The organism is Actinoplanes regularis (assembly GCF_900188005.1).
Taxonomy (GTDB): domain Bacteria; phylum Actinomycetota; class Actinomycetes; order Mycobacteriales; family Micromonosporaceae; genus Actinoplanes; species Actinoplanes regularis.
The window spans coordinates 1-12,475 of the sequence record NZ_FZNR01000049.1 but is presented as its reverse complement, the minus strand read 5'-3'; the positions used below and the strand labels follow the sequence as shown (position 1 = coordinate 12,475).

10 protein-coding genes and 1 pseudogene are annotated in these 12,475 nt (G+C 64.8%); 8 read left to right on the top strand and 3 right to left on the bottom strand.

Translation table 11 applies throughout. The annotated features are described in order from the left end of the window. Nucleotides 1–47: 47 nt before the first annotated feature. Nucleotides 48–419: a hypothetical protein gene (locus CHC09_RS46030; RefSeq protein WP_143232954.1), complete on the bottom strand. Its 372-nt coding sequence runs from the start codon at nt 417–419 to the stop codon at nt 48–50. A 685-nt stretch (nt 420–1,104) separates the two neighbouring features. Here CHC09_RS46030 and CHC09_RS44590 point away from each other — a divergent pair. After that, nucleotides 1,105–1,707 (top strand): annotated as a pseudogene (locus CHC09_RS44590) (C40 family peptidase). Between the two features lie 42 nt (nt 1,708–1,749). Here the strand turns inward: CHC09_RS44590 and CHC09_RS44585 are convergent. Together CHC09_RS44585 and CHC09_RS44580 are read right to left on the bottom strand one after the other, a co-directional pair. After that, complete coding sequence (locus tag CHC09_RS44585; protein ID WP_089299335.1) at nt 1,750–2,430, bottom strand: HAD family hydrolase; 681 nt, start codon at nt 2,428–2,430, stop codon at nt 1,750–1,752. Continuing rightward, nucleotides 2,427–3,644 carry an NsdA family TPR-like regulatory protein gene (locus CHC09_RS44580; protein WP_089299334.1) on the bottom strand — a complete coding sequence of 406 codons (1,218 nt, stop codon included), beginning with the start codon at nt 3,642–3,644 and terminating at the stop codon, nt 2,427–2,429. The genes CHC09_RS44585 and CHC09_RS44580 overlap by 4 nt, the downstream gene beginning before the upstream one ends. Nucleotides 3,645–3,863: 219 nt before the next feature. Between CHC09_RS44580 and CHC09_RS44575 the strand changes: the two genes are divergently transcribed. The 7 genes from CHC09_RS44575 (at nt 3,864) to CHC09_RS44550 (ending at nt 11,485) form a co-directional block, all read left to right on the top strand. Continuing rightward, nucleotides 3,864–4,535, top strand: coding sequence for an HAD family hydrolase (locus CHC09_RS44575; RefSeq protein ID WP_143232953.1), 672 nt, complete (start codon nt 3,864–3,866; stop codon nt 4,533–4,535). Further along, nucleotides 4,532–5,371, top strand: coding sequence for a nucleotidyltransferase domain-containing protein (locus CHC09_RS44570; RefSeq protein WP_179277572.1), 840 nt, complete (start codon nt 4,532–4,534; stop codon nt 5,369–5,371). Before CHC09_RS44575 ends, CHC09_RS44570 begins: the two co-directional genes overlap by 4 nt. After that, nucleotides 5,368–7,308 (top strand): aminotransferase class I/II-fold pyridoxal phosphate-dependent enzyme, encoded by a 1,941-nt coding sequence (locus tag CHC09_RS44565; RefSeq protein ID WP_089299331.1) that lies wholly within the window; start codon nt 5,368–5,370, stop codon nt 7,306–7,308. Before CHC09_RS44570 ends, CHC09_RS44565 begins: the two co-directional genes overlap by 4 nt. 30 nt (nt 7,309–7,338) lie before the next feature. Beyond that, nucleotides 7,339–8,394: a tryptophan--tRNA ligase gene (trpS, locus tag CHC09_RS44560; RefSeq protein WP_089299330.1), complete on the top strand. Its 1,056-nt coding sequence runs from the start codon at nt 7,339–7,341 to the stop codon at nt 8,392–8,394. 14 nt (nt 8,395–8,408) lie between these two features. Then, a complete protein-coding gene (locus tag CHC09_RS46025; protein ID WP_143232952.1) occupies nt 8,409–9,455 on the top strand; it encodes a phosphotransferase in 1,047 nt (348 codons plus the stop codon). Then, nucleotides 9,452–10,363 (top strand): LLM class flavin-dependent oxidoreductase, encoded by a 912-nt coding sequence (locus tag CHC09_RS44555; protein ID WP_179277571.1) that lies wholly within the window; start codon nt 9,452–9,454, stop codon nt 10,361–10,363. The genes CHC09_RS46025 and CHC09_RS44555 overlap by 4 nt, the downstream gene beginning before the upstream one ends. Before the next feature lie 132 nt (nt 10,364–10,495). After that, the gene (locus tag CHC09_RS44550) at nt 10,496–11,485 is read left to right on the top strand and encodes a helix-turn-helix domain-containing protein (RefSeq protein ID WP_179277570.1); all 990 of its coding nucleotides are present in this window, start codon (nt 10,496–10,498) and stop codon (nt 11,483–11,485) included. The last annotated feature ends 990 nt before the right edge of the window (nt 11,486–12,475 follow it).

The window sequence follows — 12,475 nt, the reverse complement described above, 5'->3', positions numbered from 1 at the left end:
TGAAACGCCTGGTCAACCGCGAGATCCTGACCGAGACCCAGCCCGGCCTATTCACCCTCAGCCAGAAACGGACGTAACCTCACGGACCGGCCTCTCACGTCACGGTTGACGTTCTGCCGTTGCTCCACAACGTTTTGATGTAGGGCAAGCCACCACGACAACGGCCGCTCCTGATAGTTACCACTCCGCACGGCGCGAGGTTGGAGGTAGCCGATCAGGAACCGCACCACGGCGAGATCGGAAGGCAGCGCCCTGCCACCAAACCAGTCGCTCAACCGCTGCGAACTGATCTCTATCGTCGGCTGCTGGGCAGCGGCCTGCCGGACCAGCACGGAATATGAGGGATTACCGGCTTTTTGCCGCAATTCAGCCAGAGCATTGAGGAACCTGTCGCGCGCGCTCAGCGCAACACTGGTCACAGCCGACCATAATCGCAGCAGGGTCGGTATCCGGATCCGGACCGGACCGGACACTTCTTCACACGCGGTGAGCTGGCCATCATCGAACCATAGTTGCCAACCGATCGACGGAGGCCCTCCGGACAGTCGAGAAAGGTGAAGCCATGACCTCGGCTGAACCAGGAGTCACCGATGCACACGCTACTCACCGCGTTCCACGACGGGGCCCTACTCACCAGCGTCAGCGCACTGGTGTACACCGCAACCGTGACTGCCGCCGCCGTGACCGCACTTCTGGCCCGCACTCCCCAACGCCGCCGCGACTCCCGGGCGGTTCTCACCATCCTTCTGCGTCGCCGCCACGCCGACGACCACAGTTACCTGCACAGCAACATTGGCCGGCATCCCCAGCCGGCGGATACTGGGACAATCACGCCCCCGTCTACTCCGTCAGGTGAGAACTGACCCAGTCCCAAAGAGTTACACCATCCCGGCACGTAGCCGCCACGTTCATCACATCGATCAATGCAACTCGCCGCCGGGTCTGAGCATTGTCGACGGCAACAGCGCGCCGTTCGCGGTATTGCCCGGGACGCAGGTACTGCGCCTTGCGGTCCCGTCGTACTGCCAGGACAACCCGACCTCGCGCAGTTGGTCAACGTGGCCACAGCCGACGTGTTCATGCACGAGTTGAGACAGGTGTACGGTGTGTGAGCGCCTGCCTGCTCGCGGCCTGCTTCGCGTTCCTGACCCTGGTCGTGGCCGGGTTGGTGCTTCATTCGGTGCTGTGGCTATGGCGGTTGCAAATGCAACCGCCATAGCCACCGACCAGCTCCCCGACGGATTCGCCCTCCCCGCCCCGGTCATCACCGCGATCAGCTCGGCACTCGGGTAGCTCGGCACCAGCTACCACTTCGGCGGCAGCTGCACCGACCCGCACAGCACCAACCTCAACAAACACTGCGACTGCTCGTCCCTGATGCAGCAGTCGTACCGCGCCGCCGGGATCACGATCCCCCGTATCACGACCGACCAGATCAACGCCGGCATCACCGTTCCGAGTGCTGCCCAGCTTCTTCCTGGTGACCTAATCTTCCTGCCCGGCAGCCTCGGCACCCGCGCTTACCCCCACCACGTCGGCATGTACCTCGGCAGCGGCCTCATCATCAATGCCCCGAAAACAGGCGACGTCGTCAAAATCGCCAACTCCAGGGCTACTGGCGCCGGAACGATCGAACGCAGATTCAGAGATCTACATCAGGCCGCTACCGAAGGCAACAAAAGCATCCAAGCGAAAAGATCGGTATAAACCAGACCATTCTCACCGGATTACCGGTGCCAGCTGTTGTGGTCAGCGGTTCGGTCGACACTCCCGGAGGCGGGCGGGGAGTTCGATCAAGTTGTCGATCCGTACGTCAGCCTGCTTCACCTCGGGGCGATCGGCGTAGAAGTATCCCCAGGGTCCACGCTTGATGAAGACCGTCACGAGACCGGCTTCGATCGCTGGACGGATGTCGTTGTCGAGGCGGTCGCCAACGTACGCGATCTCGTCGGGCTCGAACTCCGACGTCTCGATCAGCTTGGTGAAGAACGCGACGTTGGGCTTCTCAGCTCCCCAGTCGTCCGACGTGGCGATCATATCGGCGCCGAGGTGCAACTCATGCAGTAGACGTCCGGCACGGGCCGTCTGGTTTCCCGCGACGCCGACGAAGTACCCTTCCGCCTTTAACGCGGCGAAGCACTCCCGTACGTCGGGGTAGAGGTCTCGGCCGTTGAAGTGTTCTGCGAGGCCCGCTTCGGCTCGCCGCTGCCGTTCCAGCGTCAGGTCAAAGCCGGGGCGGAAGTGCTGGAATACCTCACGGTAGTCGCGGCCTTGCGCGATGACCTGGCCGAACACCGACGAGAACGTGTGTCGAGGTACGCCCAGCCAGTCCGCCCAGGTGCCGTACTCGGTGGATTCGTCGATCAGTGTCTCGCCGACGTCGAAGTACACAGCACGGATCGGACGTGTGATACGGCTCTGGTCGGTCATGCGGTCAGCGCACCCAATCGCTCATCGAATTCGACAACTGCGGACGTATGATCCCATGCTCGGATCTGACCTCGAAACTCCCGAAGCCGGCTGTCGGCCGTCGCGTAGCCGGCTATCGCGAGCGTGGCGGCAGCGTCCCCGGCAAGAGCGCAAGCACGGTCGACGTCTGGGGTGCTGCCGAGATAGGAGGCGGCAATGTCGAAAAGGAACACCGCTCGCTGCTTGACCGCGCCGGGGCCGAGGCCGCGTAGCGCTGACGTCAGGGATGCTCGTGCCTCGTCGGAGCGGCCGAGTTGGAGTAGAGCGCGCCCGCGGAAGCCGTCCAGCCGGTCGCCGGAGTAGTAGTCGAACCACGCCGGAACGGCGTCGTCAGCGGGCCCCGCCAGCAGCCTTGTGGCCTGCTCCAAGGCGCGTAGCGTGCCGGCTGGGTGGACGGGTGTCAGGACCTCGGACTCCACGGCGGCTATCCAGGATTGGACGATCGGCATCCCGGTACGTCGGGCGTGCTGGGCGGCTCCGCCGAGGTAGTCGACTGCGGCGGAGGCGTTGCCTTCGGCTGCCGGCAGGAACGCCAGATGGCCCAGCGCCGCGGCCGCGAGCAGATCGTCGCCGGTCTGAGTCGCGGATTCGTGAGCCAGCCCGTAGTACCCGCGTGCCTCGGTAGGCCTGCAGAGGTCGAAGAACGCGAGCCGTCCGGCGAGCGTGGCGACCTCGCTGCGGGTTCGCAGGACGCGACGCTTGAGATCGCCGTCGGACAGGTCACGCATCAGGTGTGCAGCGTCGTCGAGGTGGTCGTGGACCAGGGTGAGGAGATCAGCCGGAGCGCTCGCGCCGTGGTACAGGTGGCGGTAGATCTCCGCCTGGTGTTCGAGGCGCGCCACCTGAGGCTCGTGACCGGCTCGCTGCTCGGCGTCGACAAACGCGAGTGGCGTGGCAGCCATCGCCTTGATCGCAGTCCGTCGCAGCATCTCATCCTCCAGTGGCGCAGGGGTCGGTGGTGCTGACGCCCGACGGTACTTCTCCACAAGGGTGCCATCCATGCCCAGTGCCCGGTCACACACGGCCGCCAGCTCGACGGAGCCGTTCTTCTCGCCCCGTTCAACCTGCCCGAGGTACGTGAAGTCATAGCTGGTCAGGAGCTGCATCTTGCGCAGCGACAGACGGCGCTTGCGCCGACTGTCACGGAGCACCTGACCGAAAGTCTCGCCGTCCACGCGGTCCCCCTGACCAGTGACGCTGTAGGCCCACGGTGGCCTACAGCGTGCGGCTTCCGACGCACACACCGTACCGGCCACGCTGGTTTTCAGGCACGAACGTATCGACATCGATCATGCCGACACCGGAGCGGGTGCCGAAGGTCCACGACGCCAATCCCCCGTTGCGATCGTGGCCGTGACCCGCCCGCTCCGGTGTCTTCCAACTGGGAGGAACGGGTGAGAAAGGTGCTGCATCGCATGGATCTATCTGGGCAGGATCCGCAAGCCAGCGAGATTGCGGCGCGGCGTCTGCTCATCCTGGATGTCTGTGGCGTCCTGCTGGGCGAGCCTATGAAGCCGCTATTTCAGGCAGTGGCAAGTCAGGCTGGTACTTCACAAGAGCGGGTGGCCGCCGTGTTCCGTCACTTCTTCCGGGACGCGCTGTGGTCAGGCCGCCTTGACGAGGCGGACTTCTGGCCGGCGTTCTCGATGGCCTGCGGCGTCGGTATACCGTCGCCCACCTGGCCAGCAGTGCTCCGCTCCGCCATGATGCCGCTACCCGCAGCCGCCTGCGTCAGTCGATGGTCGAGGTCAGCGCAAGTCTGGTTACTGTCGAACCATCGCCACGAGTGGCTGGTGCCAGCACTCCAGGACGTCGAGTTGCACCTGATCGTCCGTCGAGTGCTCATTTCCAGCCAGACCGGGCACGTCAAGCCAGGTCCGGCTGCCTATGTCCAGGTGCTCGACTATGCCGCTCCAGGCGACGCTCTGCTCTACGTCGATGATCACGAGGCCAATGTGGACGCGTTCCGGGAGTTGGGCGTGGACGGCATCGTCGCTGACAAGCACGGCGACTGGATCCGCTCCGTGGATGCTTGGCTCGGCATGCCGTCGAGGAGCGGGCGGTGACGGGCCTGTACCGCGACCTGGCAACTCCGGCCTTCCTCGCGGGCCTGCCGCGCCTCGCCAAAGCCCTCGACCAGGCTGTGCCGGAACTGCCCGGGCAGGTACGAAATTGGGTCGTCTACGGCAGCCGGATCACTGGGGCGGCCACGCCGACCAGTGATATCGACGTCCTGATGCTGCACGACAATGAGCGGTGTCCGCCGACGCGCATCGACGCTCGCTATGACGAAGCGCCGGTGACTGTCTATGCCCTGCCGTGGTCAGCGTTGCAAGCCGACGGCGAGCATCGGACGTACGGCGGGTACTTCGCCCTGAAGTTGTTTAGCCCCTTCGTCTGTACGCAACCGGGTCGCGAGGAGGACCTGCTGGCTTCGGTCGCCTGCTTCCTCGGTCCGCTGGCCACACGTCAGGCGGGCTACAAGGGAACAGCCGAACGGACCCGCCATCAGATCCTCGCGGACTCGTACCTCGCGTTCCTCGATCTCCACCCTGACTTCGACAGCTACGTCGCCAGGACGCTCTCCGAGCCGTTGCTCAGCTCGCCGATATGGCTTCGGCAGGCGCAGGTCATGGTGGACGCCTACGAAGCGAGGGGCCTCATTCGATATGTGCGAGCCGGGCGGTACGCCTACGCGGGCACAGCGACCGTGGATGACTGGTGCCACGAGCGCGCCATCGCCGCTGCCCGGTTCTGGGCGTTCGGTGCGGTCTGCCACGGTGCGGATGCCAGCTTCCCGGACCTTTACCGGGACAAGGCGCGGTCGCGTACGACATCGCTGCGCCGAAGGAGCATCGTCAACGCGATCCAACGCATCTCCGACGGGCGGTCCCTCCGATGACCACGCTGAGCTACTGGCACAACGCCCGAAATGCTGCCGTCACCGTTGCGCATGCCGACCGGGCAGCACGATTCGGGCTGAGGCCGCTCGCCGTCGAAGACGCAAACCTACCGCCGATCATGCGTCGCTTAGCTGGTGGCGCTGTCTGGGCATGGCAGCCCGGCACCGCCTTGGAAGGTACCGCGAGCCTCCGCGTCGGGATCGCTGGGCGCAGACTCCACCTCGGGCATCTGAGCCTTGCTCGGGACATAGCCCGGTTTCAAGAGCAAGGCTTTCCGGTCACGTTCGTCGGAAGGCCCGGGCGCGCGCCAGAGGCTGTGCGCACCTTGATCGAGCGGATGGCGCAGTTCGGTGGGCAGGACCCTTCGCGGATTATCGACTTGGACGCTCCCGAGACCCGCGCCTTCGAGGATCGGGTGATGGATTCGTTGACACTCGGCCGGATGCGCCAGGTCTACGGCTGGAACAGCTCCACCGCGCTAACTCTGCTCCAGGACGCCGTCGCGATGATGACGTTCTTCCTGTACGACTCGGGCGATGATCCGACCGTCGCGCTCGTTGACGCCGGTCAAGTCCCGCACAGCGCATTGATGCGCACCGTCGCCCGACGACTCGCCGTCCACGCGCCCCACATCGCGTACCGCCGCCTGCTCCCGGACCTGCGCGGGACTACCGGGCGGGCAAGCGTCCACCGCCCCGACTCGACGATCTTCCTCGACGAGCCGGGGGACGCCGTTCGAGACAGGTTCATGACGGCGGTAACAGGTGGCCGGGCAACGGCCGACGATCAGCGGTCGCGGGGCGGCGACCCGACGATCTGCCCGACCTTCGAGGTAATCGAGTTGCTGTGCGCACCCGGCCGTGCGGCCGTTGCCGCCGAGTCCTGCCGGGCTGGCGCGGTGCTCTGCCGGGACTGCAAATTCGAGCATGCCGATGAAGTCGTCTCAGCGATCACCCGGTACGCACCGCGAGCTGGTACCAGCGCCGCCGTGCCGGCAACACTATGCGATGCCAGTCGCACCCTATATCGACCGCCGCCACCGAACCCCATCGAGCTGGAGGCGGAGATCGCTCGATACGCTGGTGTGAGACCGGAGCAGGTCGTCGTCGGTAACGGCAGCACCGAGATCCTGGCCTGGATTATGCGGGAGCAGGAGCAACCCAATGGTGCTGTGCTGGCTACGGACCCGACGTTCGAGCTGTACGAACAGCTCGCGCAGCGGCATGGCCTTCGCTACGACACGGTGCCGTGGGACGCTCGAGACTGCCGCCACAGCTTGGACCGGCTCGCCGGCGCCGTGGCCGGCGAACACGTCGCCGTGGTGACGGATATACCGCACACCGTGTCGGGCACTTCGGTACCGTTGGCCGACCTGTTGGCGTCGGTCGCCTCGCGGCTGCGTGGCGGTGCAAAGTTGGTCATCGACAACGTCTACGGTGAGTACATGGCACAGCCGGTCGTGGTGACGCCACAGCTCCTCGAAGAGCGCGGCGACCTTGTGGTGTGCCGATCTCTGTCCAAGGCACATTGCCTGCTCGGGGCCCGTGTCGGCTACGCGTTGACGAGTGCCGCCTACGCCTCCCGGCTGCGTCGTCAGCGATTGCCGTACGGCCTCAGCTCTCTCGCCTCGGCAGCTGCCCACGCTGCGCTGACAGATGTGGCCGGGATGCGGCGCAACGTCACCGCGAACCAGCAGGCGCGCAGTGCCCTGACCGACGAACTTGACCGGCTCGGCATCCGATACCTGCCGACTGATGCAAACTTTCTCCTGATCGATTTCAGGGATCGCCGGGAGCAAGCGCTCGCCACCCTCCGGGCCTGCGGGCTGCGGTTCCGCGACGGCGCACGATGGCAACTCACGTCGATGATCCAGGTTCACCTCATCGACGAGGCGACTGTCGCCCCGTTGGTGCGCGCTCTGCGCGCCCTCCGTTGATCACGTACGCCATCGAAAGGCTCAATACTCATGACCGCACAGCGGATGCTTACTGGTGACCGTCCGACCGGGAAGCTGCACCTCGGCCACTACGTCGGCAGCATCGCCAACCGGGTGAAGCTCCACCACCAGTACGAGAGCTTCTTCATCATCGCTGACCTGCACATGCTGACCACGAAAAACACCCGCGAGGACATCGCTGCAGCCACCCAGAACGCGCGCGACATGGTGCTCGACGCCCTGGCGGCCGGGATCGAACCCGAGCGGGCCACGTTCTACCTCCAGTCGGCCATCCAAGAGGTCGGTGACCTCAACACCCTGTTCCAGAACCTCGTCACCGTCCCACGTCTGGAGCGGGTCCCATCGCTCAAGGACATGGCCCGCGACGCAGGCAAGGACGAGATGCCGTACGGGTTGCTCGGCTATCCCGTACTCCAGGCTGCCGACATCCTCTGCGTCAAGGCGCACGTCGTGCCGGTCGGAAAGGACAACGCCGCCCACGTCGAGGTGACCCGGGAGATCGCCCGCCGATTCAACTATCTGTATGGCGACGTCTTTCCCGTGCCCGAACTGGTGCAGGCCGAGACGCCCACGCTGGTCGGCACCGATGGCCAGGCCAAGATGAGTAAGAGTCTCGGCAACACCATCGCGCTGTCCGACGAACCGGGTGTGGTGCGTAAGAAGGTCATGGGGATGTACACCGATCCCAACCGGATCCGCGCTGATGTACCCGGCACGGTGGAGGGCAACCCGGTGTTCGCCTACCACGACGTATTCAACCCGAACAAGGCCGAGGTCGAAGACCTCAAGACGCGGTACCGCGCTGGCAAGGTCGGCGACGTCGAGGTCAAGGAGAAACTCGCAAATGCCTTGAACGCGTTCCTGGATCCGATGCGCGAACGCCGTGCCCGGTACGAGAACGACAAGGGGCGGGTCGACGAGCTGATTGTGGACGGCACCGAGCGCACCCGCCGCGAGGTCCAGCAGACCGTCTTCGAGGTTCGCAAGGCAATGGGCCTGACTGGCGTCTATACCCAGATCCGTCGTAAGGCGGAACGGTCTCGCAGCGCCTCCGCAACCGCATAGGACGAAGGAGCATCGTGACGCTCGATTCAGCCGGCCAACAACAGGTCGGCAGCATCATGCTGCGCAGAATCACCTCGGGCACATCCGGCGCCGACGTCTACCTTCTGCGGCAACCTGACGACACGGTGGTCGCCACGAAGGTCACCCGAAACGCGCGGGTCCATGCCTCGGTTCAGGAACTCCGCCGCGGCCTGCTCGCACGCCACCTTCCGGATCACACGCCGGACGGCCTTGCCACCGCGAGCCAAGCAGACCTGGACGTGCTTGTCACCGCCGCACCGAGCACGCTCACCCTGGACGACGCGGTAGACCACTACGGCGCGACAACCCAGCTGACAGCGGTGTGGTCCGACGTCGTGGACACCCTCGTCGACCTATGGCAAAGGACGGCGGTGTCGGGCTTCGAGCCGGAGATCGCCACCCGCAACCACGAGCTGCGCTGCCGCCGGGGCCGCCAAGGACTGGAGTACGCGCTCGCTGGCAACATCACGTTCGAATCCAGGCTCATCGTCAACGGCGAAGACTGCGGTACCTGGGCGGACTTGTTCGCCAACCTGGCGAGTATCGGTACCCCGGCTGTCCACGTCACTTGCCATGGCGACCCGCACGCGGGCAACGTCTTGGTGAGCGCGAATGGCCGCTGGCACCTTGTCGACTGGGAATGGTCCGGCGAATACCACGACTGGCGGATGATGATCAGTCACCTGGTGGGTGGCTGGTATATCCGCGACCTCATCGATGGCGCGCAGGGAACGCTGACCATGACCTCGTCCCGGGTCAGCATCGACTGTTCTGTAGGCGACCTGCCTCGGCTCCGCAGCCTCGGGCAACCAGCGGCCACGGCATTCGTTCGGATGGGAGGCACCTGCCAGGACTTGACGGATATCGCCCGGCATTTGGCGCTTCTGCTCCTCCGAGAAATTCCACGAGCGGTGCAGCACCGACGGTCTCGACTGGTCGCGCCGTTACTCGGCGAATGTGTTCGCCTGCTGGCCGGAAACGTTCGGGATCATCCCGCGTTACGGGGCATGCTGCCGGCGCCGGTATTGGCGGTCACATGATGCGACTGGGGCTCGCCTTACCGCACTACCCGTTCTCCTTTCCTGAGCCAGCCGAAGAGCCTGTCGCCCGGCGCGCACTGGCGTACGCGCAGCTCGCCGAGTCGCTGGGCTTTCACCAGGTCTGGGTGTCCGACCATCTTTTTGTGAATGTGGCGCCAGCCGACCAAGCGGAGCAGCGTCAAGCACCGGCCGAGTGCTGGACGCTGCTCGCCGCCGTCGCCGCAACTACCGCACGTATCCGACTCGGATCGTTGGCGACCCCGGTCGGCTTCCGGAATCCGGCACTGTTCGCCCGCATGGTCGCCAACGTCGACCAACTCTGTACAGGGCGCCTCGACGTCACGCTCGGCGCGGGCTGGCACGAAGCGGAGTATCGGGAGAGCGGCTTGGCCTATGGGTCCGCCGCGGAGCGCGTTGCCGCGTTGGCCGACACGATGCAAGGCCTCCGCCTGGAGTGTCCAGGCGTACCGAGGTGGGTGGGCGGAAAGCGGCCCAAGCTCATCCAGATCGCTGCCACAGCGGACGGCTGGAACACCGCGTGGAGCTGCACCCCTGCCAGGTATGAGCATCAGCTGGAAGAGCTGACGCAAGCTTGTCGTCAGCGTGGCCGCGATCCCGATACGGTACGCCGGAGTGTTGGGCTGACCACGCTCATCGGCCGCGACGCCGACGACCTCGCGAATCAGTGGCGCCGGCTACAACATTGGGCACCGAGCGGTGCGCTTGACAACATGCAGCTGCGCGAGTGGGCACGATCCCGACTCGTCGGCACGCCGCTGGAAATCCGCAGCCAGCTCAACGACTGGCATCGCCTGGGGGTCGAGCAGGTCGTGTGCTCTTTCGGCGCACCGTTCGCAGTCTTCGACGAAGATCAAATTCGCCTTGCATCCGAAATCATCAACAGTTGACCCCACCTTCGGAGCGAGGTTTGTGGCCACGCGTTCCGTCCAGATCTTCACTTCCGTCGACTGCGCGCTTCCGTGAGCGCTCATTGAGCGCTAGGTTCGTTGAGTACTCACTGAGCGCTCACAGGAGGAATGATGTCCCCTAGGCAGTCTGCCAGTCCCATCCGAGAGCGTCGCAGCGAACTCGGGTTCACCCAGCAAGATGCAGCACGCCGAGCTGAGGTCTCTGTCGCGACCTGGCGCCGCCTTGAGTCCGCTACGGCGCTCGACGGGTTCAAAGCGGACAATGTTCGGGCTTTCGCCCGAGCGCTGCGTTTGAGCCTGGCCGAGTTCCACCAGTTGATGGGATCAACGGAAGTACCCGACGCCGACGGTGAAGATGACGACTACACGCGGCTGTTCAATGCGTCCTTCACCGGCGTCCCGCTCACCGCAGCGGAGGCTGCGGCGCTGCACGGCACGGTGGTGTTCTCTGACTTCGCCCCAATGAAGAGCGGGGATTTCGAGGCCGAGCATGCCCTCGGATGCGGCTTCCCCGCCTTTCTCAAGGGCGAGGCATCTATCAGGGAAGTCGACCTTCTCCGTGATCTGCCGGAGCTGGCGCTCACCCAGGTGAACAACCATTGGCTGGTACGGATGGGCGAGCGCATCATGCGGGTTGGTCACGAACTGGGCGAAGGCCGGATCCCCCGGCCCGTGTGCCTCGCCGACGAATACGCCCTGTCGATCGTCATCATGAACACCGACCCGCCAAGCGCCAGTGACGTTCTCGACATGTATCCGGGCCTCAATCACCGGGATCCAGAGGACTGGGATGACGACGAGGAGTCGGTGTGGGACTGGCGCGATCAGATGCTCAGCGCCCTACTTCCCCCAGAAGAAGCCAATGACTACCGGCGCCACGACCTGCTAATCATGGAGGCCCACGGCCAAGGCATCTACGACCCCGCCGACCCGCGCCACCCCTTACGCTGGTTCGACCGCGACGACCTACGCAAGCGGTGCGAGTCGTCCCTCGCCTACGTGAGGCTGTCCGAGAAGGAACAGGACGCGCTGACCACGAAAGCGCTGGAACGTGTCAGCAGCTCGATAAAGCCGAAGCCTCGAGAAAAGCCGCAAGCATAGGGTTGCCGACAGGGCGGTAGGGGGCGGAACCGTAGGTGGTTTCGCCCCCATCACGATGACCGCCCTGCGCGTGTCGCGAATGCCAGCCACGCTGACCAAGCGGCATACACGTGCTCATGGAAGATCCCATCGTGCACTCCAAACAGTCCGCCTGGGATCACCAGCTTCGATTCCGCATTGACGGACATGTTGTCCGACGGAGCCTTTCATGGCCCCGGCTTGACGGTGCCGCGCCGATAGACTCCGATGGTTCCTAACGGCCATGGGGAGGCTGTAGAGGTATGCCGCGCAGCGGCAGCGGCAGCGGCAGCGGCAGCGGCAGCGGGCAAAGAGTTCCCGTACGACCTGCTACATCGAGGTCGCTGAGGACGGAACCGTGTCACAAGGGGTAGACACGGAGGCCTATCAGCGGGCGGTAACCGGTCAGTCACGGCTGTTCGCGGTATGGCCAGGCCAGTATTCCAGCGACTGATCTTCCCTGGGTTCCGTGTCAAGGAACGATCGTGGCATCTTGACCTCAGCTTATGTCTACCTGAACTGCCGAAACGGTCCACCGGCGTCCACGATTGTCCACTGTCGTTGGCTTCGGTTGTTACCGAGTTAGACACCCACGCTGCCAGGACAGTACCGCCCAAGATCGCAGGCACTCTCAACTGGCTGCCGACTGCCAGGCCCGGCCGCGACGCCTGCGCGTCTGGGATGGCGGGCGTCTCATCGACAAAGGCCGCTTGCGCTCGTTCGGACAATGACGGTATGGACTTCGATTTCGGGTCGGTGCCCGACTGGTTTGCCGGCGTCGGCACTGTCGCGGCGGTGGTAGTAGCACTTTTCCTCCCCGGGTGGCAGCGGGCAAAGCTACGTCCGATAGTGACTCTTGAATTCGATCGAACGTCTGAGAGGCCGGTCCGTGAGGTTACGTCCGTTTCTGGCTGAGGGTGAATAGGCCGGGCTGGGTCTCGGTCAGGATCTCGCGGTTGACCAGGCGTTTCA